Source organism: Pseudomonas sp. GM21, assembly GCF_000282215.1.
Classification (GTDB): Bacteria; Pseudomonadota; Gammaproteobacteria; order Pseudomonadales; family Pseudomonadaceae; genus Aquipseudomonas.
The window spans coordinates 51,325-77,167 of record NZ_AKJS01000010.1 but is presented as its reverse complement, the minus strand read 5'-3'; the positions used below and the strand labels follow the sequence as shown (position 1 = coordinate 77,167).

At 57.8% G+C, this 25,843-nt stretch carries 21 protein-coding genes and 1 pseudogene; 12 read left to right on the top strand and 10 right to left on the bottom strand.

The window, feature by feature from the left end; all coding sequences use genetic code 11:
- Positions 1 to 9: 9 nt before the first annotated feature.
- The 6 genes from PMI22_RS26810 to PMI22_RS26835 all read right to left on the bottom strand — a co-directional run bounded on the left by PMI22_RS26810 (position 10) and on the right by PMI22_RS26835 (position 8,820).
- Positions 10 to 933 (bottom strand): ABC transporter permease subunit, encoded by a 924-nt coding sequence (locus tag PMI22_RS26810; protein WP_007942803.1) that lies wholly within the window; start codon positions 931 to 933, stop codon positions 10 to 12.
- A gap of 10 nt (positions 934 to 943) precedes the next feature.
- On the bottom strand, positions 944 to 1,954 hold the full coding sequence (locus tag PMI22_RS26815) for an ABC transporter permease subunit (RefSeq protein WP_007942802.1): 1,011 nt from the start codon (positions 1,952 to 1,954) through the stop codon (positions 944 to 946).
- Between the two features lie 72 nt (positions 1,955 to 2,026).
- A complete protein-coding gene (locus PMI22_RS26820) occupies positions 2,027 to 3,622 on the bottom strand; it encodes an ABC transporter substrate-binding protein (protein ID WP_007942801.1) in 1,596 nt (531 codons plus the stop codon).
- Positions 3,623 to 3,699: 77 nt separating this feature from the next.
- Positions 3,700 to 5,112 (bottom strand): OprD family outer membrane porin, encoded by a 1,413-nt coding sequence (locus PMI22_RS26825; protein WP_007942800.1) that lies wholly within the window; start codon positions 5,110 to 5,112, stop codon positions 3,700 to 3,702.
- 174 nt (positions 5,113 to 5,286) lie between these two features.
- Positions 5,287 to 6,888 (bottom strand): ABC transporter substrate-binding protein, encoded by a 1,602-nt coding sequence (locus PMI22_RS26830; RefSeq protein WP_007942799.1) that lies wholly within the window; start codon positions 6,886 to 6,888, stop codon positions 5,287 to 5,289.
- A 306-nt stretch (positions 6,889 to 7,194) separates the two neighbouring features.
- Entirely contained in the window at positions 7,195 to 8,820 is a 1,626-nt protein-coding gene (locus PMI22_RS26835; protein ID WP_007942798.1) for an ABC transporter substrate-binding protein, read from the bottom strand.
- Positions 8,821 to 9,510: 690 nt separating this feature from the next.
- On the opposite strand from PMI22_RS26835, the gene PMI22_RS26840 reads away from it, so the two are divergent.
- Both PMI22_RS26840 and PMI22_RS31200 read left to right on the top strand, forming a co-directional pair.
- Positions 9,511 to 9,879: a DUF6124 family protein gene (locus PMI22_RS26840; RefSeq protein ID WP_007942796.1), complete on the top strand. Its 369-nt coding sequence runs from the start codon at positions 9,511 to 9,513 to the stop codon at positions 9,877 to 9,879.
- Positions 9,880 to 10,200: 321 nt separating this feature from the next.
- Positions 10,201 to 10,383, top strand: a complete 183-nt coding sequence (locus PMI22_RS31200; RefSeq protein ID WP_007942795.1) for a hypothetical protein — start codon at positions 10,201 to 10,203, stop codon at positions 10,381 to 10,383.
- A gap of 174 nt (positions 10,384 to 10,557) precedes the next feature.
- On the opposite strand, the gene PMI22_RS26845 is transcribed toward PMI22_RS31200, so the two are convergent.
- Entirely contained in the window at positions 10,558 to 11,274 is a 717-nt protein-coding gene (locus PMI22_RS26845; protein ID WP_007942794.1) for an SIMPL domain-containing protein, read from the bottom strand.
- Between the two features lie 359 nt (positions 11,275 to 11,633).
- On the opposite strand from PMI22_RS26845, the gene PMI22_RS26850 reads away from it, so the two are divergent.
- The 4 genes from PMI22_RS26850 to PMI22_RS26865 all read left to right on the top strand — a co-directional run bounded on the left by PMI22_RS26850 (position 11,634) and on the right by PMI22_RS26865 (position 16,201).
- Positions 11,634 to 12,896: an ATP-binding protein gene (locus PMI22_RS26850; RefSeq protein WP_007942793.1), complete on the top strand. Its 1,263-nt coding sequence runs from the start codon at positions 11,634 to 11,636 to the stop codon at positions 12,894 to 12,896.
- Positions 12,889 to 13,449, top strand: a complete 561-nt coding sequence (locus PMI22_RS26855) for a response regulator transcription factor (RefSeq protein ID WP_007942792.1) — start codon at positions 12,889 to 12,891, stop codon at positions 13,447 to 13,449. Before PMI22_RS26850 ends, PMI22_RS26855 begins: the two co-directional genes overlap by 8 nt.
- 96 nt (positions 13,450 to 13,545) lie before the next feature.
- Positions 13,546 to 15,273, top strand: coding sequence for an ABC transporter ATP-binding protein/permease (locus tag PMI22_RS26860; RefSeq protein WP_007942791.1), 1,728 nt, complete (start codon positions 13,546 to 13,548; stop codon positions 15,271 to 15,273).
- A gap of 178 nt (positions 15,274 to 15,451) precedes the next feature.
- On the top strand, positions 15,452 to 16,201 hold the full coding sequence (locus PMI22_RS26865) for a FadR/GntR family transcriptional regulator (protein WP_007942790.1): 750 nt from the start codon (positions 15,452 to 15,454) through the stop codon (positions 16,199 to 16,201).
- 69 nt (positions 16,202 to 16,270) lie between these two features.
- Here PMI22_RS26865 and PMI22_RS26870 read toward each other — a convergent pair whose 3' ends face one another.
- Positions 16,271 to 16,603, bottom strand: a complete 333-nt coding sequence (locus PMI22_RS26870) for a hypothetical protein (protein ID WP_007942789.1) — start codon at positions 16,601 to 16,603, stop codon at positions 16,271 to 16,273.
- Between the two features lie 121 nt (positions 16,604 to 16,724).
- Between PMI22_RS26870 and PMI22_RS30115 the strand changes: the two are divergent.
- Positions 16,725 to 16,927: pseudogene (locus tag PMI22_RS30115) on the top strand (FCD domain-containing protein); the annotation flags it as partial.
- Positions 16,928 to 17,399: 472 nt separating this feature from the next.
- Here PMI22_RS30115 and PMI22_RS26880 read toward each other — a convergent pair.
- Positions 17,400 to 17,591, bottom strand: coding sequence for a hypothetical protein (locus PMI22_RS26880; protein ID WP_007942786.1), 192 nt, complete (start codon positions 17,589 to 17,591; stop codon positions 17,400 to 17,402).
- Between the two features lie 14 nt (positions 17,592 to 17,605).
- Complete coding sequence (locus PMI22_RS26885) at positions 17,606 to 18,910, bottom strand: hypothetical protein (RefSeq protein WP_007942785.1); 1,305 nt, start codon at positions 18,908 to 18,910, stop codon at positions 17,606 to 17,608.
- A gap of 240 nt (positions 18,911 to 19,150) precedes the next feature.
- On the opposite strand from PMI22_RS26885, the gene kdgD reads away from it, so the two are divergent.
- From kdgD to PMI22_RS26910, 5 genes are all read left to right on the top strand, one after another.
- Positions 19,151 to 20,062: a 5-dehydro-4-deoxyglucarate dehydratase gene (kdgD, locus tag PMI22_RS26890; RefSeq protein WP_007942784.1), complete on the top strand. Its 912-nt coding sequence runs from the start codon at positions 19,151 to 19,153 to the stop codon at positions 20,060 to 20,062.
- 75 nt (positions 20,063 to 20,137) lie between these two features.
- Positions 20,138 to 21,583, top strand: coding sequence for an aldehyde dehydrogenase family protein (locus tag PMI22_RS26895; RefSeq protein ID WP_007942783.1), 1,446 nt, complete (start codon positions 20,138 to 20,140; stop codon positions 21,581 to 21,583).
- 179 nt (positions 21,584 to 21,762) lie between these two features.
- Positions 21,763 to 23,142, top strand: a complete 1,380-nt coding sequence (locus PMI22_RS26900; protein ID WP_007942782.1) for an MFS transporter — start codon at positions 21,763 to 21,765, stop codon at positions 23,140 to 23,142.
- Between the two features lie 11 nt (positions 23,143 to 23,153).
- On the top strand, positions 23,154 to 24,707 hold the full coding sequence (gene garD / locus PMI22_RS26905; RefSeq protein ID WP_007942781.1) for a galactarate dehydratase: 1,554 nt from the start codon (positions 23,154 to 23,156) through the stop codon (positions 24,705 to 24,707).
- Between the two features lie 177 nt (positions 24,708 to 24,884).
- Positions 24,885 to 25,826: an AEC family transporter gene (locus tag PMI22_RS26910; protein ID WP_007942780.1), complete on the top strand. Its 942-nt coding sequence runs from the start codon at positions 24,885 to 24,887 to the stop codon at positions 25,824 to 25,826.
- Positions 25,827 to 25,843 lie beyond the last annotated feature (17 nt).

The window sequence follows — 25,843 nt, the reverse complement described above, 5'->3', positions numbered from 1 at the left end:
TGAATCTCCTCAGGCGGCGTTCTTGAGTTTCGGGTCCAGCGCATCGCGCAGGCCGTCGCCCATCAAGTTGATTGCCAGCACGCTGAGCAAAATGGTCAAACCAGGCAGACTTACCACCCACCAGGCGCGTTCGATGTAGTCGCGAGCCGAAGCCAGCATGGTGCCCCACTCAGGGGTTGGCGGTTGTACGCCAAGGCCGAGGAAGCCCAGTGCGGCGGCATCGAGAATCGCCGAGGAGAAGCTCAAGGTGGCCTGAACGATCAGCGGCGCCATGCAGTTAGGCAGCACGGTGATGAACATCAGGCGTGGCAACGTGGCACCGGCCAGGCGCGCGGCGGTCACGTAGTCGCGGTTCAGTTCGCCCATCACCGCGGCGCGAGTCAGACGAACATAAGACGGCAGGGACACCACGGCGATGGCGATCACGGTGTTGATCAGGCCAGGGCCGAGGATGGCGACAATCGCCACAGCCAGCAGCAGGGACGGCAGGGCCAGCATGATGTCCATCAGACGCATGATGGTCGGGCCGAGCAGGCGCGGAAAGAAACCGGCGAACAGACCCAGCAGGATCCCCGGAATCAGCGACATCACCACCGACGACAAACCGATCATCAGCGACAGGCGCGAACCAGCAATCAGGCGCGACAGCAGGTCACGACCCAATTCATCGGTGCCGAGCAGGAACTGCAACTGCCCACCTTCCAGCCAGGCTGGCGGGGTCAGCAGGAAGTCACGGTACTGCTCGCTCGGGTTATGCGGGGCAACCCACGGCGCGAAGATCGCGCAGAAAATCACCAGTGACATGAACATCAGGCCGGCGACGGCGCCTTTGTTGCGCGAAAACGCGTGCCAGAATTCTTTGTACGGGGACGGGTACAGCAGGCTTTGATCGACTGTTACCGCTTGATTCTGAGTTGAAGCTGGAGTGGTCATGGTCATGATCTCAGCGCTGGTGACGGATGCGTGGGTTGGCAAAGCCGTAGAGGATGTCCACGACGAAATTGACCACGATCACCAGGCAGGCGATTAACAGGATGCCGTTTTGCACGACTGGATAGTCTCGGGCGCCAATGGCTTCGATCAGCCATTTGCCTATGCCGGGCCACGAGAAGATGGTTTCGGTCAGAACGGCGCCCGCCAGCAATGTGCCGACTTGCAGGCCGACCACGGTCAGTACCGGAATCAGCGCGTTACGCAGACCGTGCACGAACACCACGCGCGACGGCGACAGGCCTTTGGCACGGGCGGTACGGATGTAATCCTCGCGCAGTACTTCGAGCATCGACGAACGGGTCATCCGCGCAATAACGGCCAGCGGGATGGTGCCGAGCACGATGGCTGGCAGGATCAAGTGATGCAGGGCATCGAAGAATGCACCGACGTCATCGGCCAGCAGTGTGTCGATGAGCATGAAACCGGTGCGCGGCTCGATGTCATAGAGCAGGTCGATCCGCCCGGACACCGGAGTCCAGCCCAGGCTCACCGAGAAGAACATGATCAGGATCAGGCCCCACCAGAAGATCGGCATCGAGTAGCCCGCCAGGGAGATGCCCATCACCCCATGGTCGAACAGCGATCCTCGCTTGAGTGCCGCAATCACCCCGGCCAGGAGGCCCAGGATGCCGGCGAACAGCAGTGCGGCCATGGACAGTTCCAGGGTCGCGGGGAATAGAGAAGTGAATTCTGTCCACACGCTTTCACGGGTACGCAGCGATTCGCCAAGGTCGCCGTGGGCCAGCTTGCCGATGTAGTCCAGGTATTGGGCATACAGCGGTTTGTTCAGACCAAGGCGTTCCATTGCCTGAGCATGCATTTCGGGGTCGACTCGACGTTCGCCCATCATGACTTCTACGGGGTCGCCGGGAATCATGCGAATCAACGCGAAAGTCAGCAAGGTGATGCCGAAGAACGTGGGGATCAATAACCCCAATCGGCGGGCAATAAAACTAAACATCTTCTGGTGTACCTCATCAGCCGGTTCGGCGTGCCCGGCATTCCTGGGTCAGGAATGCCGGTAGTTTCTTATCTACTTCACCTGGGTGGTGGCGAAGTTATTAGTGGTGAGCGGGCTAATGTGATAGCCCTCTACGTTGTTGCGCATTGCAGTAAACATACGGGTGTGGGCCATGCTGATCCATGGCTGGTCCTGATTGAAAACCTCCTGGGCTTGCTCGTAGAGCGCGGCACGTTCCGCCGGATTCACTTTAGCCCGTGCTTCGTCGATCAGCGTCTGGAATTTCTCGTTGCACCAGCGCGCGTAGTTTTCGCCGTTCCTGGCTGCTTCGCAACTCAGCATAGGCGTCAGGAAGTTGTCCGGGTCGCCGTTATCACCCGCCCATCCGGCGGAAACCATATCGTGCTCGCCGTTTTTCGCACGTTTGAGCATTTCGCCCCATTCCATGACGCGAATATCGACCTTGATCCCGACCTGAGCCAGGTCAGCCTGCATCATCTGCGCACCGAGCATCGGGTTGGGGTTGGTCGGCCCGCCGCCGTTGCGGGTGAACAGTGTAAACGTGGTCCCTTCCGGTACGCCGGCTTCCTTGAGCAGGGCGCGGGCCTTGTCCAGATCACGCGGCGGGTTTTTCAGGGTGTGGTTGTAGCCCAGCAGGGTGTCAGGGTACGGGTTGACGGCCACGGTTGCATTGCCTTTGCCGAACAAAGCATTGACATAGGCGGCCTTGTCGAACGCCATGTCGATGGCTTTTCGCACGCGCACATCGCTCATGTATTTGTGAGAGGTGTTCATCGCGATGTACGAAACGGTCATTGCGTTCAGCTCATCAACCTTGAGGTTGGTGTCTTTCTTGATGCTCGGGATGTCATCGGGCTTGGGATACAGCGCGATCTGGCATTCGTTGGCCTTGAGTTTTTGCAGGCGCACATTGTTGTCGGTGGCAATCGCCAGAATCAAGGCTTCAGCGGGTGGTTTGCCACGGAAATACTCCGGGTTGGCCTTGAAGCGAACCTGGGCGTCCTTGTTGTACCGCTGGAACACGAACGGGCCGGTGCCGATGGGCTTGTTGTTCAGGTCGCCGGTCTTGTTCGTCTTAAGCAACTGGTCGGCATATTCGGCGGAGTAGATCGAGGAGAACGCCATGGCGATGTCCGCCAGGAACGGCGCTTCGCGACGGGTCAGGGTGAATTTGACGGTGTTGTCGTCGACTTTCTCGACGCTTTTGAGCAGTTCCTTGAAGCCCATGCTTTCAAAGTACGGGAAGCCCACGCTCGACAGTTTGTGCCATGGGTGGTTCGGGTCCAGCTGACGCTGGAAACTCCAGACCACGTCGTCGGCGTTCATGTCGCGGGTCGGCTTGAAGTAATCGGTGGTGTGAAACTTGACGCCTTTGCGCAGGTGGAACGTGTAAGTCAGACCGTCTTCACTGATGTCCCAGGAATCGGCCAGCGCTGGAATGACCTCGGTGGTGCCGGGCTTGAAGTCCGCCAGGCGATTGAAGAGGGTTTCAGCCACGGCATCGGCGGTGACTGCAGTCGTGTACTGGACCATATCGAAGCCTTCCGGGCTGGCTTCGGTGCAGACCACCAAGGGTTTGGCCGCGACGCCAACAGCGACACTCAGCAACGCGGCCGCAATGGCCGCACGTAGGGGAAGCATTTTCATCAAGAACCCTCTGCAATCGGTTAAAGGTCAAAGCCCGGCGGCCGATTCGTCACTGAATCAGCCGTTGGGCAGGTGCATCACAGAATGTTGAACGGAATGGTGGTCACTAGGCGGAACTCGTTGATGCTGCCGTCACCCTGGTTTTCGCTGGCACGGTGAGCGGTGTAGGTAACGCGAACAGTGGAGGCCTGGAACGGGCCGCTCTGAATGGCGTACGTGGAACCGATGCCGTATTCGTAATGATGTTCGCCGTCCATGTTCTTCACGTCGTAAGCCGTGCCGGTGTAGTGAGTACCGGTGATGTCCCAGCCGCGAGCCTGGTAGATGTTGAACTTCAGGCCAGGCACGCCGTATTCAGCCATGTTCAGGCCGTAGGCGACCTGGAAGGATTTCTCGTTCGGGCCGTTGAAGTCCGACAGCAGGGAGTTGGCCAGGTAGATACCGTTGGTTTCGTGCAGGTAGTCGAAGTACTCGTTACCTTCCACTTGCTGGTACGAGAAGGTCAGGGTATGAGCCTGGTGAGTCAGGCCGAACGACAGGGAGTAGGTGTCGTTGTCGATGTTGCCGAGCAGGGCCTTACCTTCTTCCTGGGTTTTGTAGTAATTCAGGCCGGTGTTGAGACTCAGCACCTGGCTGTCGCCCAGGATGTGATTGGCGCCGAAGTAGTATTGGTTCCAGATGTCTTCCGCCTGGGTCGCCCACAGGCTGGTGGTCAGGCTGGCGAAGGGTGTGAAGGTGATACCGCCGGTATGAACGTGATCGGTTTCAACGAAGCTGTTGGCGTATTCGCTACGGAATTTACTCAGGCTTTCTTCGGTTCGCGGTGAGTTGCGATCGAAAGTGCCCAGGTCAAAGGCCAGGTTGTTCAGCTCTTCACTGTGGATCGCCACACCCTGGAAGCTCGAAGGCAGCGCACGGTTGCCGATGACATCGACCATCGGGCTGCTGAAGTTCATGCGGCCAGCGGTCAGGGTGGTGTTGGAGACGCGGGCCTTGACGTTGGCCAGGCCCAGCTTGCTCCACTGACCTTGAGCGTCGCCGCCTTCTTTGGTCAGGGTACGGTTGTTGCCCGCGCCTGGACGGGTGCCCGGTGCGCCACCGTTGTTGGAAGCCAGGTTCTCGCGATCGCGCTCCAGAGCAATTTCGTTGTAGGCGGCCACTTCGGTACTCAAGCCCACGGCGCCTTGGGTGAAGCCGGAGTTGTACTTGACGATGGTGCCTTGAACCCAGTTGATGCGGCGATCCGTCGGGGTGGCTACACCGTTTTTGAGGTAAGTGAACTTGCTGCCGCGATGCAATTGTTCGTTGGCGTACCAGTTACGTGTGGTGCCGCTGATGGACTGGCCTTCGACAAAGCCGGTTGCGTCGGCTTGTGAGCTTTTGGTGTTGACCGTCACCGGGGTGAATTCCTGGCTCTGGGTTTCTGCGTAAGCCGTGGCGGTTACGCTGCTGATGGCTAAGGCCAATATCGCGCTGCTGCTCAGTTTCATGGGTGAAGCTCCTCAGTTTCTTTTTTTATTAATGCCGGTCTTATTGGGTGATCCGGCTATTTGGTTTAGAACGCAAACAAGGCTTCGCAAACGTTTGCTGTACGCCGGACTGGCGAATTTCGGCAATACGCTTGCGTGAGGGCGCAATGCGCCCCCAGCGTTCTGGCTAATCGGTTATTGGTCGATACTGACGCCCGAGAACACGTTGCGGCCGAAGGGGCTGACTTTGAACCCTTCGACTTTGGTGCTTAACGGCTGGTTAACCGTCGAGTGGGCGACTGGCGTGATCGGTACCTGTTGTTTGAGGTACTGCTGCGCCTGTTTGTAGAGCACGGTGCGCTGGTCCCGGTCGGTAACGACCTTGGCCTGCTTGATCAGCTTGTCGTAAGCCGGATCGCACCACATGGAGTAGTTGTTGCCACCAATGGCGTCGCAGCTGTAAAGCGTGCCGAGCCAGTTGTCCGGGTCCCCATTGTCACCGGTCCAGCCGATCAGGCTGATGTCGTGTTCGCCATTCTTGGTGCGCTTGATGTACTCGCCCCATTCGTAGCTGACGATCTTCACCTTGAGACCGACTTTTGCCCAGTCAGCCTGGAGCATTTCCGCCATCAGCTTGGCGTTCGGGTTGTAAGGGCGCTGAACCGGCATCGCCCACAGGGTGATCTCGGTGCCTTCCTTCACGCCGGCAGCCTTGAGCAATTCCTTGGCTTTTTCCGGGTTGTAGGCGGCGTCTTTAATTGTTTCGTCATAAGACCATTGGGTCGGCGGCATGGCGTTGACGGCCAGCTGCCCGGCGCCCTGGTAGACGGCGTTGAGAATGCTTTGCTTGTTCACCGCCATGTCCAGCGCCTGACGCACTTCGAGCTGGTCGAAAGGCTTGTGCCGAACGTTGTAGGCGATGTAACCGAGGTTGAAGCCTGGCTTCTCGATGAGCTGGAGTTTGGTGTCGTTCTTCAGCGCAGTCACATCGGCAGGACGCGGATGCAGGGTGATCTGGCACTCGTTGGCCTTGAGTTTCTGCACCCGAACCGAAGCGTCGGTGTTGATGGCGAAAATCAGGTTGTCGAGCTTGACCCGGCTCGGGTCCCAGTACTGCTTGTTGCCGGTGTAACGGATGTTGGAGTCTTTCTGGTAACTCTTGAAGACAAACGGGCCAGTGCCGATCGGCTTCTGGTTGATGTCGCTCGGCTTGCCCTCGGTCAGCAGCTTGTCGGCGTATTCGGCGGACAGGATGGCCGCGAAGCTCATGGCGATGTTCTGGATGAACGCGGCGTCGACGCTGTTGAGCGTCATGACCACGGTCAGCGGCCCGGTCTTTTCGACCTTGGCGATGTTCTTGTTCAGGCTCATCCCGTTGAAGTACGGGAACTCGGTCGGATACGCCTTACGGAAAGGTTGTTGGGGGTCGAGCATGCGATTAAACGTGAACAGCACGTCATCGGCGTTGAAGTCACGGGTTGGCGTGAAGTATGGAGTGGTATGAAACTTCACCCCTTCGCGCAGGTGAAACGTGTACTTGAGGCCGTCCTCGGAAATATCCCAGCTCGTGGCCAGGCCCGGTACGACGTTGGTGGCGCCTTTTTCAAACTCGGCCAGCCGGTTGTACAGCGGTTCGGCGGCGTCGTTATCTGTTGCAGTGGTGTACTGCGCCGTGTCGAAACCGGCGGGGCTCCCTTCGGAGCAGAACACCAGGCTGTTACTGGCGGCCAGGCTAATGGAACTGGCGGCCAACAGGCCGGTGCCCAACAATGCGGATAAAACCAAGGTATGGCGCATGACGCTCCCTCTTGTCGTTCACGAGTGTTTTGGCAATGAGCCGCCGTTCCGTCCTGGAACGTGGAGGTTCATTGATCTCAAACCATGCTTGCAGCAAAACCGACAGCCCACGCATGAGCTGGTCAGAACTCGACGGTAGGGACCGTAGGTCTGGCAGTAAATGCGTAGAGTCCTAAAGACTCGTAGGAAATGGCAACGCGTCCGACGCGGCAGCGGTAGTACGCGACGGAATTTGGTGTAAGAGATTTCCTACTTTGTCGGCAGATAAAACAACGGCGACGTCAGAAACGTCGCCGTTGCAATGCCTTACTTGCTGACGCTGACGCCGTAGAAGGAGTTCAAGCCAAATGGGCTGATCTTGAAGTCCTGCACGTTGTCGCGCATAGGCTGGAACACCGTCGAGTGAGCGATAGGTGTCATTGGCACTGCATCTTTGAGGACGTGTTGTGCCTGTTTGTACAGCTCGGTGCGCTTGTCCTGATCAGTCGTGCGCTTGGCTTCCTTGACGATGCCGTCGAACTTCTTGTCGCACCACTTGGAGAAGTTGTTGCCTTCCAGCGAATCGCAACCGAACAGCACGTTCAGCCAGTTGTCCGGATCACCATTGTCGCCGCTCCAGCCAATCAGCATCGCCTGGTTTTCGCCACCTTTGGAGCGCTTGATGTACTCGCCCCACTCGTAGCTCTGGATCTTGACCTTGAGACCGATCTTGGCCCAGTCCGACTGCAGCATTTCTGCCATCAGCTTGGCGTTCGGGTTGTATGGACGCTGTACCGGCATCGCCCAGAGCACGATTTCGGTGCCGTCTTTTACGCCGGCTTCCTTGAGCAGCTCTTTGGCTTTCTCAGGGTTATACGGCGCATCCTTGATGGTGGTGTCGTAGGACCACTGGGTCGGAGGCATGGCGTTGACGGCCAGTTGGCCGGCGCCCTGGTACACGGAGTCGATGATTTGTTGCTTGTTGACGGCCATGTCCAGTGCCTGGCGAACCTTCAGGTCAGCCAGCGGGTTTGCATCGGTTTGACCCTTGACCTTGTCCATCACGTTGTAGGCGATGTAACCCAGGTTGAAACCAGCCTGGTTAGGCACCTTCAGAGTCTTGTCTTCCTGCAGCGCCTTCAGGTCGGCCGGACGCGGGAACAGTGTGATCTGGCACTCGTTCTTCTTCAGCTTCTGGATACGCACCGACGGGTCGGTCGTGATGGCGAAGATCAGGTTGTCGATCTTGACGTCGTCCGGCTTCCAGTAGTCCTTGTTCCCGGTGTAGCGGATGTTGGAGTCTTTCTGGTAGCTCTTGAACACGAATGGACCAGTGCCGACCGGCTTCTGGTTGATGTCGGCGGCTTTGCCTTCTTTCAGCAGCTGGGCGGCGTACTCGGCGGACTGCAGCGACGCGAAGCTCATGGCCATGTTCTGGATGAACGCGGCATCCACTTCTTTCAGGGTGAACTTGACGGTTTTGTCGTCGACTTTATCGACCTTGGTGATGTTGGTGTCCATCCCCATGTCGGTGAAGTACGGGAATTCGGTCGGGTACGCTTTGCGGAACGGGTCATCCTTGTTAATCATGCGATTAAAGGTGAACAGCACGTCGTCAGCGTTGAAATCACGAGTCGGCTTGAAGTACGGGGTGGTGTGGAACTTGACGCCGTCGCGCAGGTGGAAGGTGTACGTCAGGCCGTCGGGGGAGATGTCCCAACTGGTCGCCAGACCAGGAATCACGGCGGTGCCGCCGCGCTCGAACTGGGTCAGACGGTTGAACATGGTTTCTGCCGAGGCGTCAAAGTCGGTTCCGGTGGTGTATTGACCTGGATCGAAACCGGCCGGGCTACCTTCGGAGCAGAACACCAGGTTAGTCGCGGCTTGGGCGAAGGGTGCGCTAGCTAATAAGCTGGCGCCGAGCAAAAACGGAATGACCGCGTTTTTAAGCATGGTGGCCTCATGATTGTGGCTTTTTTGGAATTATAGGACGACCTCGTGAGTCGGCCCTGCGGATACTTATGCAGGGGCCATACCCAATGCAAGATCCTGAACGAGCATAGGCGTTAAACAGTGGCACGTACGTACCTTAATGTCGCATATGTGTAAATCCACGCGCATTTGACCGTTTGCGCAGGGTTTTTTCGGTGCAAGCGGTGCACCTGTGCGAGTCAATCGAGGCGCTCTGTGCGCCCGGTTGGGGCGAGGTGTTACTTATTTATACCCACCGCCTGGGGGTGGGATACGCTGGGCGGGCATTTCAAAAAGGTGGGAGCTAGTCTGCTGGCGATGGCGGACTGATAGCCGATAAATCATGTTGAATGATGTGTAAAAAACACAGAGCTTTCCCACGCATTTTTCAGGTTGTCGGGTAGGAAGCAGTTTCTCTAACCTCTGGCTGTCGCTGCAAAATCAGCGACCGGGCGTGAGATCCCCGGCAATTAGTATTCATCTAGCGCCAATGCCACCATAATTGGCGCCAGCTTATCTGCTGCCTGTAAATGCGTTATGGCGGCTGTGTGCGGGCAGACTTCGGTCTGGCCGGGTGCCTACTACCGGTGATCTCACTCTGCACATAGCTGCCACCTCTTCGCCGCTTGAGATCCGGCGAAGGGATGGCTCCCGTTACCAGTAGGAGTTTCCATGGATAAGTCAGTCCCCGATCCACCCACCACCCCCGAAGCCGAAGCCGAAGACTTACGCGCCGAAACGTTACTCAAAGACCGCGAAGCCATCAAGCGCGCCCTCGACTACTACCTCGATCCCCCGTCCCAATACACCGAAAAGCCCCGCCGTCCCAGCACGATGTACATGATCGCCCCGAACATGGACACCGAAAGCCTCCTGGCCCAAGCCTGCGAGTCGTTGGCTTCCGCGAGTGTCATGACCAGTGATTTCGCCGCCAACCTGATCGGCCCGCAGCGTAATACGGTGTTGGCGATTCAGCAGATCATCATGCTGGCGGAGTTGGCGGTGAATCGGGCGTTGGATAACGTTGATCCGCAGGGCTGATCGGAGCCCGCGTTATCGTTCTTCGCGAGCAGGCTCGCTTATATGGTAGGACTTGAAGGGAGGAGGGTTGAATATGTCTGCTCGGCTTAATAGTCGAGCAAATATGTTTCGGGTTGAGACTGTTTCCGCTATCGGAACTGAAAGGTCGTTATTCCAAAATAATATCGGTAGTCGGGAATATTCGCGCTTACCTGTTATTTCTGACAGTAGATTTCATTTTTGGATATCAGTTGAATGTACTAAGGCCGATGGCGCTCTTCCTGTTCAGTCAGGCCGCTCCGGGGCTGAATTGGTTTAAATAATTTTTATAAGGAAATAATTATGAGCTATCCACAAGATACTGAATACAAAGGCTATATTATTCGTAAGCATGATCCTGCCTTTCAGGCAAGTTCGTATCAGGGTTTTAGAAAGAATGGAGAGCAATTAACCCAGTTTTGTGCAACCGAGGAAGACGTTAAACGATTAATCATTTCAGATATTGTTGGAACCCTTCATCAATAGCATTGGGAAGACCGTAGTATCGTTATTCGCAAGCAGCTTTGTTCGGGTGGCATCTCGACGATAGCGACGGGTTAACGTCTCCCCCACACCTGTTCGGTTCACCCGGTCTCTTGCAGGCAACAAAAAAACGGCGATCACTCCAGTGATCGCCGTTTTGATGTAAGTGTTATCGAATCAAGGCATCAACACTTCAATCGCCCCATCCGCCGTCATGCTGACCTGGCTGGTGCCCGCTTCCACATCCGGTGTCACCGGCGCGGCATCCATCGCGGCGGCTTTCATCATCATCGGCCCGCGCATGTACGGTTGTGGATAACCGTTGCTGTTCAGGTTCAGGTTAACGATTTTGTAGCTCTTGCCACCCAACGCATCCGTCGCCAATTGTGCGCGGGCCTTGAAGGCGGCCACGGCTTCTTTAAGCAGTGCATCTTCACTGGCCTTGCGCGTTGGCGTGGCGATAGCGAAGTCCATGCCGCCCATTTTCAGGTCGGTGAGCAGTTCGCCGGTCAGTTTCGACAGGGCAGCAAAGTCCGAGCTTTCCAGGCGCAGTTCGGCGCGTTCACGCCAGCCGGTGATTTTCTGGCCCTTGGTGTCGTAGATCGGGTAGCTGTTGCGGCTGCCCTGGCGCAGGGTGATGTCTTTGACCTGTTTAGCCTGGGCCAGCGCTTTGTTCATGGTGGTGCTGACGTCGGCGGCGAGTTTGGCCGGATCGGTGTTTTGGTCTTCGGTGTAGAGGGTGACGATCATCAGGTCGCGCGCCACTTCCTGACTGACTTCGGCGCGCAGGGAAATCTGGTTGTAGTGCAATTCGTCGGCGGCCATGGCCGGGAGGCTGGCGAGGGTGCCGGCACTCAGGGCGAGAAGGGCGGTGCAGCGGCGCAATGTGTGCATGAAAGCTCCTTGGGCGGTGCGCAGGGTTGGTTCCGAGCCTGCGTGAAACCATCAGACTCTAGCTTTGATGATCCGGTTCGCACAGTTACAACTTCTATACAGATCGACTCGATCCTGTGTAGCAGCTGCCGAAGGCTGCGTTCGACCGCGAAGCGGTCGTAAAATCTGAGACCTCATTCCTTCAAGTAAAGTGCGTCAGTCCAATTGCGACGGCTTCGCGGTCGAACGCAGCCTTCGGCAGCTGCTACAAGGTCTGCGTCGGCCATTGCCATGTGGCGCTTTGCCGCACTTTTGCCTACCAACCTCCACGCTTGGTTATACTCCATGCGATCCGCCTGGAGCGCTCATCAGGAGAGCTCATGCTCGCCCCCGTTCAAATCACTTCTGCCACTCGCCAGAACCTCTGGCGGCTGACGTTCATCCGCACATTGGTACTCGCCGCTCAGGCCGGTTCCGTGGGGCTGGCCTACTGGTTCAATCTGCTGCCGCTGCCGTGGGTGCAGCTGGCAATGACCCTCGGGTGTTCAACGCTGTTGTGCGTATTCACGGCGGTTCGATTGCGCACGTCGTGGCCAGTCACTGAGCTCGAATACGCCCTGCAACTGGCCTGTGACCTGTTTATCCACAGTGCCCTGCTGTATTTCTCCGGTGGCTCGACCAACCCGTTCGTCTCCTATTACCTGGTACCTCTGACCATCGCGGCGGTGACGTTGCCATGGCGCTATTCGGTGATTCTGTCCGGTTTGGCGTTGACGATGTACACCTTGCTGCTCGTGCGTTTCTATCCACTGCAAACCTTCCCGATTGCCCGGGAAAACCTGCAGGTCTACGGGATGTGGTTAAGCTTCGCGCTGGCCGCGGCGGTGATTACGTTTTTCGCCGCGCGTATGGCCGAGGAACTGCGTCGTCAGGAAGAACTGCGCGCCATTCGTCGTGAAGAAGGCCTGCGTGATCAGCAATTGCTGGCTGTCGCGACGCAAGCGGCAGGCGCGGCCCATGAGTTGGGTACGCCTCTGGCAACCATGAGCGTGTTGCTCAAGGAGATGCGTCAGGATCACCACGACCCGTTGTTGCAGGATGATTTGAGCGTTCTGCAGGATCAGGTCAAGCTGTGTAAAGAAACCTTGCAGCATCTGGTGCGCGCCGCCGAGGCCAATCGCCGTTTGGCGGTGGAGATGCAGGACGTCACCGACTGGCTCGACGAAGCACTGAACCGTTGGCACTTGATGCGTCCGGAAGCCAGTTACCGCTTCCAGCGCCTGGGCCAGGGCACCGTACCGCGCATGGCGCCGCCGCCAGATTTGACCCAGGCGCTGCTGAATTTGCTGAACAACGCCGCCGATGCGTGCCCCGAAGGGCTGCAAGTGACGCTGGACTGGAACGCCGAAGACCTGACCATCAGCATCCGCGACCACGGTGCCGGCGTGCCGCTGGCCATCGCCGAACAGATCGGCAAACCGTTTTTTACCACCAAGGGCAAAGGTTTCGGCCTGGGCCTGTTTTTGAGCAAGGCCAGCGTGACACGCGCCGGCGGCTCAGTGAAACTCTACAGTCATGAGGAAGGCGGTACGCTCACCGAGCTGCGCCTGCCCCGTGTCGCCCGAGGAGACGAACATGAGTGACGAGATCCAAGTAGAAGGCGAAGAACTGCCGCATTTGCTGTTGGTCGACGACGATGCAACCTTCACCCGCGTGATGGCCCGCGCCATGGCCCGCCGTGGTTTCCGCGTCAGCACCGCAGGCTCCGCCGAAGAAGGCCTGACCATCGCCCAGGCCGATCTGCCGGATTACGCCGCGCTGGACCTGAAAATGGACGGCGACTCGGGTCTGGTCTTGCTGCCCAAGCTACTTGAGCTGGACCCGGAAATGCGCGTGGTGATCCTCACCGGCTATTCGAGCATTGCCACCGCTGTCGAAGCGATCAAGCGCGGCGCCTGCAATTACCTGTGCAAACCGGCCGACGCCGACGACGTGCTGGCGGCGCTGCTGTCCGAGCACGCCGACCTCGATACCCTGGTGCCGGAAAACCCGATGTCGGTGGACCGTTTGCAGTGGGAACACATCCAGCGCGTGCTGACCGAGCACGAAGGCAACATCTCGGCCACGGCCCGCGCCCTGGGCATGCACCGCCGAACCCTGCAGCGCAAACTGCAGAAACGTCCGGTCCGCCGCTGAACGGACGCTGAACGATCATCGCCAGCCCTCGCGATAACACGAACCGATCAACTATGATCGGTTCGTGTGTGTTCTTTTCCCTATCGAGCCTTATCCATGAATCAGAACGCTGAATATTCTGCGGTCAACGATGCCGTGCACGGGCAGTTTTTCCGCAGAGTCTGGGCGATCATCACTCCCTATTGGCACAGTGAAGAGAAGGTCAAGGCCTGGACGCTGTTGATCGCGGTGATTGCGCTGTCGCTGATCAGCGTGGGCATCTCGGTGTGGTTCAACACCTGGTACAAGGATTTTTACAACGCCTTGCAAAATAAGGATGAGGCAGCGTTCTGGCAGCTGATTCTGTATTTCTGCGCGATTGCGGCGGTGGCGATTGTCGGTGCGGTATACCGGCTTTATCTGACGCAGATGCTGACCATCCGCTGGCGAGCCTGGCTGACCGAGAAACACTTTACCCGGTGGCTCGGCAACAAAAACTACTACCAGCTGGAGCAGGGCGGTTACACCGATAACCCGGACCAGCGGATTTCCGAAGACCTCAACAACTTCACATCTAACACCCTGGAACTGGGCATTGGTTTGCTGCGCAATATCGTCAGCCTGGTGTCGTTCTCGATCATTCTGTGGGGCGTGTCGGGCAGTATTGAAGTCTTCGGTATCACTATTCCCGGCTACATGGTCTGGTGCGTACTGGTTTACGCGGTGGTAGGTAGCTGGCTGACACATTTGATCGGCCGTCGCTTGATCGGACTGAACAACCAACAACAACGCTTCGAAGCCGATCTGCGTTTCTCCATGGTGCGGATTCGTGAGAATGCTGAAAGCATCGCGTTGTACAACGGCGAACCGAACGAAAATCGTCGCTTGAGCAGCCGTTTCGGGATGGTCTGGCACAACTTCTGGGACATCATGAAAGTGTCCAAGCGCCTGACATTTTTCACCGCCGGTTACAGTCAGGCGGCCATCATCTTCCCGTTTATCGTCGCTGCGCCGCGTTACCTTTCCGGAAAGATCGAGCTCGGTGAGCTGATGCAAATCAGCTCGGCATTCGGCAATGTGCAGGAAAGCTTCAGCTGGTTTATCAGCGCGTACCAGAGTCTCGCTTCTTGGCGCGCCACCTGTGATCGTCTGCTCAGTTTCCGTCAGGCCATGACTGACAACGAAGAGCGCCAGCCGGCCATCGACGTACAGAATCAGGGTAATGAACTGAAGATCCACAACCTCGGCCTGGATCTGGCGGACGGCCGTCACCTGCTGACCAACGCCGACATGACGGTGGAGGAGGGCGAACGTGTCATGCTCAGCGGTCGTTCCGGCAGCGGCAAGTCGACCTTGTTGCGTGCGATGGGGCATCTGTGGCCGGCGGGTCATGGCAGTATTCGACTGCCGTCGGCGCGATACCTGTTCCTGCCGCAAAAGCCGTACTTGCCGATTGGCAGCCTGCGTGAGGCGCTGAGTTATCCACAGGCTGGCGATACCTACCCGCAGGAACGTTACGTTCACGTGCTGGAAACCTGCCGTTTGCCACACCTGGTGTCGCGTCTGGATGAAGCGAACCACTGGCAGCGCATGCTCTCGCCAGGTGAGCAGCAACGTTTGGCGTTTGCCCGTGCGCTGCTGTATGCACCGCAATGGCTGTATATGGACGAAGCGACCTCGGCGATGGATGAGGAGGATGAGGCGACGCTGTATCAGGCGTTGATCGATGAAATACCAGGCTTGAGCATTGTCAGCGTCGGGCACCGTAGTAGCTTGAAACGTTTTCACCCTCGGCATGTTCGTATCGAGAACGGCCATTTGGTGGATCAGACCGTGACCGCCTGAACACCGCATTACCCTTGTGGGAGCGGGCTTGCTCGCGAAAGCGGTCTGACATTCAATATTGAGGTGTCTGACACACCGCCTTCGCGAGCAAGCCTGCTCCCACAAGGTCGACGGTGATCGTACAACCGTGTTGAGCTATGATGTGGTTTCAGCCGAATCTTCGAGACAGATGTTCACCATGGAAAACCCGATCGACGTACCACGCCTCCCTCGCAAGCGCCGCAGCCTCGCACAGGAATTGGTGACGGTACTGTCCGAGCAGATCCGCGACGGTCACCTCAAGCGCGGCGACAAGTTGCCCACCGAGTCGGCGATCATGGATGCCCATGGCGTCAGCCGCACCGTGGTGCGCGAAGCAATTTCACGTTTGCAGGCTGCCGGGCAGGTTGAAACCCGCCATGGCATCGGCACCTTCGTGCTCGATACCCCGAGCCCGAGCGGTTTTCGTATCGATCCGGCAACGGTGGTCACCCTGCGTGACGTGTTGGCGATTCTGGAATTGCGCATCAGTCTCGAAGTGGAATCCGCCGGCCTCGCTGCGCAACGCCGCAGCTCCGAGCAGCTGGCATTGATGCGTGCCGCCCTGGACGCCCTCAACGAAAGCGCTTCCCACGCCAGCGATGCGGTCGCCTCGGACTTCCAGTTCCACCTGCAAATCGCGCTGGCGACCGGTAACCGCTACTTCACCGATATCATGACCCACCTGGGCACCAGCATCATTCCGCGCACACGGCTGAATTCCGCCCGCCTGGCTCATGACGACCAGCAGCACTACATGAATCGCCTGAGCCGTGAACACGAAGAGATTTACGACGCCATCGCCCGCCAGGATTCCGATGCGGCGCGTGCTGCGATGCGCTTGCACCTGACCAATAGCCGTGAGCGGCTGCGTCATGCGCATGAAGAGGCTGAGGCGCAGCGGGGGTAAATACTTGGAGAGTGGACTAGGTCGACGCCTTTTGCCGCAACGCAAAGGCGCTCAGCTCAAGTTGACGGGTTACTCTACAATCGGTGCGACAACCACCTCAGAGTCGTTGCGTTCAATTGAATAATTGATCGTTGCCGTTTTGCCGGCATGTAGCTTGAAGTTCGCGTTATCGAGGATGAACTTGAGTTCTGAGCCCTCGACCAGTTTTAACTCACTCCAAACCACCCCGGTAATCACGCTGAAATGGGCAGTAAGTTCTGTGCCTTGGGCGAATGAGGTTGTGTCGACGTTGATCACCACACCGGCGCTGTTTTTACTCACGGAAATCTTATTGTCAGGGAGAGCCTGACCTTCGCGATTTTCCAGGATGGGAGCAGCTAGAGTTTTGAAGTGAGTTGTCATGATGAGCGATCCTTTATTGGATTGGGGACATGCGTTACGCGCCATTTGTGCTATTCATTGCAACTGCCCTGCTACTGTCATAAATAACAGTTCAGACGAGTGGTGGATAAGAATCACTCTGCGTGTGCGGCTGAATTCGGCCCGCCTGGCCCATGACGACCAGCAGCACTACATGAATCGCCTGAGTCGTGAACACGAAGAGATTTACGACGCCATCGCCCGCCAGGATTCCGATGCGGCGCGGGCAGCAATGCGCTGCACCTGACCAACAGTCGCGAGCGGCTGCGCCATGCGCATGAAGAGGCTGAGGCACAGCGGGTCTAGGGGTAAGGGTTTTCTACCTCGTCAGTTTTGTAATCCACGTATTCAACGGTGTTGTACTGCGACACCTTGAAAATCTTCTGGGTGATTTTCCAGTATTTGTCGGGCAGTGCTTCAAACTCGACGATATCGCCCACACTGGAATGAAGGTCAAAATTCGTTGGGAACTGTAGGACTGCATGCTTGGTTTTATCTGGAAAGCTAAACCGATGGATTATCGACATGAGCGCTTGGCCTGTGCAGGAGTAGAGTTCCCGATTAAGCGTTGGCGCTACAGGGCCCGAAACTGTAAGAAATAACAGTTTCGATGAACGGTCAGTGTCAATCTTTGCCTTTTTCAGTGCTCTGCAGAATGTCTTCGCGAGTAAGCCCGCTCCCACATTTAATCTCTGTAATTCACCAATTTTGTGTTAACAGTCGATCGAGTGTGGGAGCGGGCTTGCTCGCGAAGGGGCCAGTAGCTCTGGTGAAAAAATCAGCCAGTGCGCAGAATCGAACGATCCACCCTCACTGCCAATTCCACAGCCCCAGATTTGGCATCAAACGCCACACTCCCGCCCTCATCCACCACCGCCCGCGCAATCACCACGCACTTGGACAACAACTCCAGCGGTGCACCTTTCATTGATTGCCCCGAAGCCAGTTCCAGTTTCAATTTGATAGTCATCATCGATCTCCTTATCAGGCAACGTCGCCAGTGGGTGCGTAGTCCTTGACCAGCAAGTAAGTGCTCCAGCCCCACCAGTCGTCGATGGTGGCGGTGTCGTTCAGGTTGTTGACGTCCTTGCGTCGCAGCACTTTGTTGCCCTCGACCTTGAACAGTGGCGAGAAATTGCCCGCCGGGGTCAGCACGGCTTGCAGGTCCGGCAATTTTTTCAAGGCGCTGAAATTGTCGGGCACCGGTGCGACGCCGCTGAGGTACGCCGCGAAGATTTCATCCGCAGAAAGCTGTACCGCTTGATTAACCTGCACGCGATTGGCGCTGTCGATCGCATCGAAATAACGCTTGTCGCCGTAGGCTCGCCATTGATCACCGTTGCCGTTGTGCACATTGAGGCCGAACTTGCTGTCTTCATCGTGCATGAACCGGGTGATCAGCGAGCCCAGATCACTGGGCGTGACCACTGCGGCCAATTGCTTTCGCGGTACGCGCAAGTGGCCGGCGGAAAACAGGTCGGTCAGGTAATGATCAGTAAAAGCATTCATCGCGTAGGCGAGTTCCAGCTGTTTTTCATCACCACTGTTTTTCGCCAGCACCGCTTGCTGTACGGCGGCTGTGTGGCCTGCGATGTAGGCGGCCAGTGCCCCTTCGGCAAAGTGATCGGTGTTGTTGGCGGCCAGTTTCAGATAACGCCCGAAAGGGAACAGTGCCGAGACAAAACTGCCGCCACCGGTGATTTTGTTCCACTCTTCCGACAACGTATCTCCAAGGGCGTCATAGACCTCGTGAGGTTGTTTGCCCTCCCGGATAGCCTGGTTCACCGCGGCGATTTCCTTTTGCATGACGGCGAGGATCTGCTTCGCCTCGGCATTGGAGGCGGGCAGAACGGCGAGGGAGTTAAAGGCACTGGCGAAACGCTGAATGCGATCAGCAGGCGTCGCGCCATCACTGATGGGCTGATCGGGAATGCCATAAAAATCACCCCCCAACGCAACGACCTGGCCATAGGTCAGCGCCAGGCCGTTGGGCAGGTGCAGCTCAACCTGTGCCGCTGGTATGGCGGGGGCATCCTTGACGAAACGCAGCAGCGTGGTGTCGCCGATTGCAGTGTGTTCACCCCCCTCGAAACGCAGCTGCGGCTGGCGTTTCAGAGTATTCGCCGCGATTGAGGCGGACGGTTGAGGTGCTGCATTGTGTTGCTCGCCAAGGTGCAGAACCAAGTGTTCGTTGACGCTGATGGTAATGCCGCCCTCGGTAAAAAGATCATCCAGATTGGCAATGACCTGATTGAGGGTTTCCTGCTGTTTTGCGTGTAGACCTGACATTTCTTGCTCCTTGATATGTCTAGTTACGAATTTAGTTTAACTGTATGTGCATACAGTTGTTTCGATCATAGACGAGAGTTTTCCTACGTCAAGGACATAACCGTCTGACACAAAATCAGCAGACGGCGATGAAATGCAGTTGACGGTTATTATTTAAGTTGTACGATGACCTACAACTCGGCGAAAGCTGAACGGTTTCCTCACACACACACAAACGTTGCTACCCAGGGTGTTCGAATAATGAATCCACAAGAACTGAAGTCCATCCTCTCTTCCGGCCTGCTGTCTTTCCCGGTTACCGATTTCAATGCTCAGGGCGACTTCAATCGCGCTGGCTACATCAAGCGTCTCGAATGGCTGGCCCCATACGGCGCCTCGGCTCTGTTCGCCGCGGGCGGCACCGGTGAGTTCTTCTCTCTGGCGGCCAGCGAATATTCGGAAATCATCAAGACTGCCGTCGACACCTGCGAAACCAGCGTGCCGATCCTGGCCGGTGTAGGCGGTTCGACCCGTCAAGCCATCGAATACGCACAGGAAGCCGAACGTCTGGGCGCCAAAGGCCTGTTGCTGCTGCCGCACTACTTGACCGAAGCCAGCCAGGACGGCGTTGCCGCCCACGTTGAAGCCGTGTGCAAATCGGTAAACATCGGTGTGGTGGTTTACAACCGTAACGTCTGCCGCCTCACCGCTCCGCTGCTGGAACGTCTGGCCGAGCGCTGCCCGAACCTGATCGGCTACAAGGATGGCCTGGGCGATATCGAGTTGATGGTGTCGATCCGTCGCCGCCTCGGTGATCGCTTCAGCTACCTGGGCGGTTTGCCGACCGCTGAAGTTTACGCTGCCGCTTATAAAGCCCTGGGCGTGCCGGTTTACTCCTCGGCGGTGTTCAACTTCATCCCGAAAACCGCGATGGATTTCTACCACGCCATCGCTCGCGAAGATCACGCCACCGTCGGCAAGATCATCGACGACTTCTTCCTGCCGTACCTGGACATCCGTAACCGCAAAGCCGGTTATGCAGTGAGCATCGTCAAGGCCGGGGCAAAAATTGCCGGCTACGACGCAGGTCCTGTGCGTGCACCGCTGACCGATCTGACGGCCGAAGAGTACGAAATGCTCGCCGCGCTGATCGACAAGCAAGGCGCGCAATAACACGTGCGATTTAAATTGGCCGCTGAGTAATCAGCGGCCTTTTGCGTAAGGTCTTTTTGTTTCGAGGGTTAGCCCGTGACAGATGCAAAGCGTTTTGATAACTACATCAATGGTGAATGGGTAGCGGGCAGTGATTACTGCGCCAACATCAACCCGTCTGAACTGACCGACACCATTGGCAACTACGCCAAAGCCGATCTGGCTCAGGTCCACGCCGCCATCGACGCCGCTCGCGCCGCGTTCCCGGCCTGGTCGACCTCGGGCATTCAGGCTCGTCACGATTCGCTGGATAAAGTCGGCACCGAAATCCTTGCCCGTCGCGAAGAACTCGGCACCCTGCTGGCCCGTGAAGAAGGCAAGACCTTGCCTGAGGCCATCGGTGAAGTGACTCGCGCCGGTAACATTTTCAAGTTCTTCGCCGGTGAAACCCTGCGTCTGTCCGGCGACTACTTGCCGTCGGTACGTCCGGGTGTGAACGTTGAAGTGACTCGCGAAGCATTGGGCGTGGTTGGCCTGATCACGCCGTGGAACTTCCCGATCGCAATCCCTGCGTGGAAAATCGCTCCGGCCTTGGCTTACGGTAACTGCGTCGTGCTGAAACCAGCCGATCTGGTGCCGGGTTGCGCCTGGGCCCTGGCTGAAATCATCTCCCGCGCAGGCTTCCCGGCTGGCGTATTCAACCTGGTAATGGGCAGCGGTCGTGTGGTTGGCGATGCCATGGTGCAGAGCCCGAAAGTCGACGGCATCAGCTTCACCGGCTCCGTGGGCGTTGGTCGTCAGATCGCGCTCAGCTGCGTCTCGCGTCAGGCCAAGGTTCAGCTGGAAATGGGTGGCAAGAACCCGCAGATCATTCTCGACGACGCCGACCTCAAACAAGCGGTCGAGCTGTCGGTACAGAGCGCGTTCTACTCCACTGGCCAGCGTTGCACCGCGTCGAGCCGCTTCATCGTTACCGCCGGCATCCACGACAAGTTCGTTGAAGCCGTGGCCGAACGCATGAAGTCGATCAAGGTCGGCCATGCGCTGAAAGCCGGTACCGACATTGGTCCGGTCGTCTCGCAAGCTCAGCTTGAACAAGACATGAAGTACATCGATATCGGCCAGTCCGAAGGTGCACGTCTGGTCAGCGGCGGCGGTCTGGTGACGTGCGACACCGAAGGCTACTTCCTCGCGCCTACGCTGTTTGCCGACAGCGAAGCCGAGATGCGCATCAGCCGCGAAGAAATCTTCGGCCCGGTGGCCAACGTGGTTCGCGTTGCCGATTACGAAGCCGCGCTGGCCATGGCCAACGACACTGAGTTCGGTTTGTCGGCAGGCATCGCCACCACTTCGCTGAAGTACGCCAACCACTTCAAGCGCCACTCCCAGGCCGGGATGGTGATGGTCAACCTGCCGACCGCGGGCGTGGACTACCACGTTCCATTCGGCGGGCGTAAAGGTTCATCCTATGGATCCCGCGAGCAAGGTCGCTATGCGCAAGAGTTCTACACCGTGGTGAAGACCAGCTACATCGGCTCCTGACAGGAAACATCGCGGTATCGGCATCGATACCGCAACCTCTGTAGTAGCTGTCGAGTGAAACGAGGCTGCGATCTTTTGATCCTGAAAAGCAAAGATCGCAGCCTCGTTTCACTCGACAGCTGCTACAGGGATAAACAGTTCCACCCGCGCATAAAAATAATCAGTGGGAGTACATCTACATGCAAGCGACCAAGCCGACTCACGTCCGCTATTTGATCCTGCTCATGCTTTTTCTGGTGACCACGATCAACTACGCCGACCGGGCCACTATCGCCATCGCCGGTTCCAGCCTGCAAAAAGACCTCGGCATCGACGCGGTCACCCTCGGTTACATCTTCTCTGCATTCGGTTGGGCCTACGTGGCCGGGCAAATTCCCGGTGGCTGGCTGCTGGACCGTTTCGGTTCGAAAAAAATCTATGCATTGAGCATCTTCACCTGGTCCCTGTTCACCGTGTTGCAGGGTTATGTCGGCGAGTTCGGCATGTCCACCGCGGTGGTAGCGCTGTTCATGCTGCGCTTCCTGGTCGGTCTGGCCGAAGCACCCTCCTTCCCCGGCAACGCACGCATTGTGGCGGCCTGGTTCCCGACTGCTGAACGCGGTACGGCTTCGGCGATCTTCAACTCGGCGCAATACTTTGCCACCGTGTTGTTTGCACCGCTGATGGGCTGGATCGTCTACAGCTTCGGCTGGCAGCACGTGTTCATCGTCATGGGTGTGGTTGGTATCATCTTCTCGGGCATCTGGCTGAAAGTTATCCACAGCCCGCGCCAGCACCCGAAGATCAACGAGGCCGAGTTCAAGTACATCGCCGAGAACGGCGGCATGGTCGATATGGACCAGGACAAAGGTAAAGGACAAGCCGCCGGCAAACCGGCTGAAGGTCCGAAATGGGACTACATCCGTCAGCTGTTGACCAATCGCATGATGCTGGGTGTGTACTTGAGCCAGTACTGCATCAACGCCATCACCTACTTCTTCCTGACCTGGTTCCCGGTGTACCTGGTGCAAGAACGCGGCATGACCATCCTCAAGGCCGGTTTCATTGCCTCGTTGCCGGCCATCTGCGGTTTTATCGGTGGTGTGTTGGGCGGGGTGATCTCCGACTACCTGCTGCGCAAAGGCCATTCCCTGACCTTCGCCCGCAAGGCGCCGATCATCGCGGGCTTGCTGGTGTCCAGCAGCATCGTGGCCTGCAACTACGTTGACGTTGAATGGATGGTCGTCGGCTTCATGGCCCTCGCGTTCTTCGGCAAGGGTGTAGGCGCGCTGGGTTGGGCCGTGGTGTCCGATACATCGCCGAAACAGATCGCTGGTCTCAGTGGTGGCCTGTTCAACACCTTCGGTAACATCGCTTCGATCACCACCCCAATCGTGATCGGCTACATCATCAGCTCCACCGGTTCGTTCAAATGGGCGCTGGTGTTTGTCGGTTGCAACGCACTGGTTGCAGTGTTCAGCTACCTGGTGATCGTCGGTCCGATCAAACGTGTGGTGCTCAAAGAGCCACCGGTCAGCGGTCCTGAAACAAATCACAAATTGTCACAAGCGCATTCCTGAGGAGCGGCGTCATGCAGTTGATTGAACATTCCGACTCGCCGCGCTACATCCGCCTGCACGAGCGGGACAACGTAGTGATCGTGGTCAACGACCAAGGCGTGCCGGCCGGCACCGAGTTTCCTGATGGCCTGGTGACCGTGGACTTCGTGCCACAGAGCCACAAGGTCACGCTGGAAGACATTCCCGAAGGCGGCCAGGTCATTCGTTACGGCCAGACCATTGGATACGCGTTGCAGCCGATCCCGCGCGGCAGCTGGGTCAAGGAAGATCAACTGCGCATGCCCACCGCGCCACCGCTGGACAGCTTGCCGCTGTCCACCGAAGTGCCGGCGGCGCAGGCACCACTGGAAGGCTTTACGTTCGAGGGTTACCGCAACGCCGACGGCACCGTCGGCACGCGCAACATTCTGGGGATCACCACGACTGTCCAGTGCGTCACCGGCGTGCTCGATCATGCGGTCAAGCGCATCAAGGACGAGTTGCTGCCCCAGTATCCGAACGTCGATGACGTGGTGGCGCTAACTCACAGCTACGGTTGTGGAGTGGCCATCACAGCGGCCGACGCTTACATCCCGATCCGCACCGTGCGCAACCTGGCGCGCAACCCGAACCTGGGCGGCGAAGCGCTGGTGATCAGCCTGGGCTGCGAGAAATTGCAGGCCGGGCAGGTGATGCACGAGAACGACAGCTCGGTCGACCTGAGCGAGCCGTGGTTGTATCGCTTGCAGGATTCGAGTCACGGTTTCACCGAGATGATCGAGCAGATCATGGCGCTGGCCGAAACCCGTCTGAAGAAGCTCGATCAGCGTCGCCGGGAAACCGTGCCGGCGTCCGAGCTGATTCTGGGGATGCAGTGTGGTGGCAGTGACGCGTTTTCCGGGATCACCGCCAACCCGGCGCTGGGTTATGCCTCGGACCTGTTGCTGCGTGCCGGTGCGACGGTGATGTTTTCCGAAGTCACCGAAGTACGCGACGCCATCTACCTGCTGACTTCCCGCGCGGAGACTGAAGAGGTCGCTCAGGAGCTGGTACGGGAAATGGACTGGTACGACCGTTACCTGGCCAAGGGCGAAGCGGATCGCAGCGCCAACACCACGCCGGGCAACAAGAAGGGCGGGTTGTCGAACATTGTCGAGAAGTCCCTGGGCTCGATCGTCAAGTCCGGCAGCAGCGCGATCAACGGCGTGCTTGGCCCGGGCGAGCGTTTCAAGCGCAAAGGACTGATTTTCTGTGCGACCCCGGCCAGTGACTTTGTCTGCGGGACGTTGCAATTGGCGGCGGGGATGAATCTGCACGTGTTCACAACGGGGCGCGGCACGCCGTATGGTTTGGCGATGGCACCGGTGGTGAAGGTCTCGACCCGTACGGAACTGGCGCAGCGCTGGCCGGATTTGATCGACATCGATGCCGGGCGGATTGCGACTGGGCGGGCTTCGATCGAAGACCTCGGCTGGGAGTTGTTCCACTACTACCTGGACGTGGCCAGCGGCAAGAAACAGACGTGGGCCGAGCAGCACAAGCTGCATAACGACATCACCCTGTTTAACCCTGCGCCGATTACCTAAGACCGACTAATGATCGTTCCCACGCTCTGCGTGGGAATACAGTCAGGGACGCTCTGCGTCCCAAAGCGTGACGCGGAGCGTCACAAGAGGCGTTCCCACGCAGAGCGTTGGAACGATCAGGGTGAAAGTGGCTTATCATTAGCCCCCTAACGACGCTCACCCAAGGTTCTCCCCGGCATGCTGGCTATCTTCCTCGAAACCCTGAACATCACCGCGCCGGTGTTTGCCATGCTGTTTCTGGGGGTGTTACTCAAGCGCATCAGCTGGATCAACGACAATTTCATCATCACTGCGTCGGCCCTGGTGTTCAACGTCACCATGCCGGCGTTGTTGTTTCTGGGCATTCTGCATGCCGACCTCCACGCCGCGCTGCAACCGGCGCTGCTGATCTACTTCTCGATTGCCACGCTCGTTAGTTTTGCCTTCGCCTGGGGTTGGGCAATCTGGAAGTGCCCGCGTGAAGATCGGGGGATCTACACCCAGGGCGCGTTTCGTGGCAACAACGGGGTGATCGGCCTGGCACTGGCGGCGAGTATGTACGGTGATTACGGGATATCCCTTGGCGCGATTCTCGCGGCGCTAGTGATCCTGCTATACAACACGCTTTCGAGCATTGTGCTGGCGGTGTACAGCCCGGTGATCAAGTCTGATCCGTGGAGCATCTGCAAAAGCGTTATGGGCAACCCGTTGATCATCAGCGTGTTTGCAGCGGCGCCGTTTGCTTATTTCCAGATAGGTTTGCCGGGCTGGCTTGAGAAGTCGGGCCAATACCTGGCGCAAACCACCTTGCCACTGGCGTTGATCTGCATTGGCGGGACGTTGTCGCTGGCAGCGTTGCGCAAAAGTGGCAATATGGCGCTGAGTTCAAGCCTGGTGAAGATGATCAGCCTGCCGGTGCTGGCGACCCTCGGGGCCTGGCTCTGGGGCTTTCGTGGAGCGGAGCTGGGGATTCTGTTTCTGTACTTTGGCAGCCCGACCGCTGCCGCCAGTTTTGTCATGGCTCGCCAGGCCAATGGCAATCACGAGCTGGCGGCGGCGATCATTGTGATCACCACGTTGATGGCGGCGGTGACCACTAATATCGGGATCTTTTTGTTGCAGTGGGGTGGGTGGATTTAACCCAGAGCTTTGGTGGT

Bases quoted from the DNA above. Each gene is read 5' to 3' on its own strand.
- kdgD (WP_007942784.1), top strand. From the start codon at position 19,151: ATGAATCCACAAGAACTGAAGTCCATCCTCTCTTCCGGCCTGCTGTCT.
- PMI22_RS26900 (WP_007942782.1), top strand. From the start codon at position 21,763: ATGCAAGCGACCAAGCCGACTCACGTCCGCTATTTGATCCTGCTCATG.
- PMI22_RS26825 (WP_007942800.1), bottom strand. From the start codon at position 5,112: ATGAAACTGAGCAGCAGCGCGATATTGGCCTTAGCCATCAGCAGCGTA.
- PMI22_RS26820 (WP_007942801.1), bottom strand. From the start codon at position 3,622: ATGAAAATGCTTCCCCTACGTGCGGCCATTGCGGCCGCGTTGCTGAGT.
- PMI22_RS26815 (WP_007942802.1), bottom strand. From the start codon at position 1,954: ATGTTTAGTTTTATTGCCCGCCGATTGGGGTTATTGATCCCCACGTTC.
- PMI22_RS26850 (WP_007942793.1), top strand. From the start codon at position 11,634: ATGCTCGCCCCCGTTCAAATCACTTCTGCCACTCGCCAGAACCTCTGG.
- PMI22_RS26840 (WP_007942796.1), top strand. From the start codon at position 9,511: ATGGATAAGTCAGTCCCCGATCCACCCACCACCCCCGAAGCCGAAGCC.
- PMI22_RS31200 (WP_007942795.1), top strand. From the start codon at position 10,201: ATGAGCTATCCACAAGATACTGAATACAAAGGCTATATTATTCGTAAG.
- PMI22_RS26880 (WP_007942786.1), bottom strand. From the start codon at position 17,591: ATGACTATCAAATTGAAACTGGAACTGGCTTCGGGGCAATCAATGAAA.
- PMI22_RS26885 (WP_007942785.1), bottom strand. From the start codon at position 18,910: ATGTCAGGTCTACACGCAAAACAGCAGGAAACCCTCAATCAGGTCATT.
- PMI22_RS26870 (WP_007942789.1), bottom strand. From the start codon at position 16,603: ATGACAACTCACTTCAAAACTCTAGCTGCTCCCATCCTGGAAAATCGC.
- garD (WP_007942781.1), top strand. From the start codon at position 23,154: ATGCAGTTGATTGAACATTCCGACTCGCCGCGCTACATCCGCCTGCAC.
- PMI22_RS26860 (WP_007942791.1), top strand. From the start codon at position 13,546: ATGAATCAGAACGCTGAATATTCTGCGGTCAACGATGCCGTGCACGGG.
- PMI22_RS26845 (WP_007942794.1), bottom strand. From the start codon at position 11,274: ATGCACACATTGCGCCGCTGCACCGCCCTTCTCGCCCTGAGTGCCGGC.
- PMI22_RS26830 (WP_007942799.1), bottom strand. From the start codon at position 6,888: ATGCGCCATACCTTGGTTTTATCCGCATTGTTGGGCACCGGCCTGTTG.
- PMI22_RS26835 (WP_007942798.1), bottom strand. From the start codon at position 8,820: ATGCTTAAAAACGCGGTCATTCCGTTTTTGCTCGGCGCCAGCTTATTA.
- PMI22_RS26810 (WP_007942803.1), bottom strand. From the start codon at position 933: ATGACCACTCCAGCTTCAACTCAGAATCAAGCGGTAACAGTCGATCAA.
- PMI22_RS26910 (WP_007942780.1), top strand. From the start codon at position 24,885: ATGCTGGCTATCTTCCTCGAAACCCTGAACATCACCGCGCCGGTGTTT.
- PMI22_RS26865 (WP_007942790.1), top strand. From the start codon at position 15,452: ATGGAAAACCCGATCGACGTACCACGCCTCCCTCGCAAGCGCCGCAGC.
- PMI22_RS26855 (WP_007942792.1), top strand. From the start codon at position 12,889: ATGAGTGACGAGATCCAAGTAGAAGGCGAAGAACTGCCGCATTTGCTG.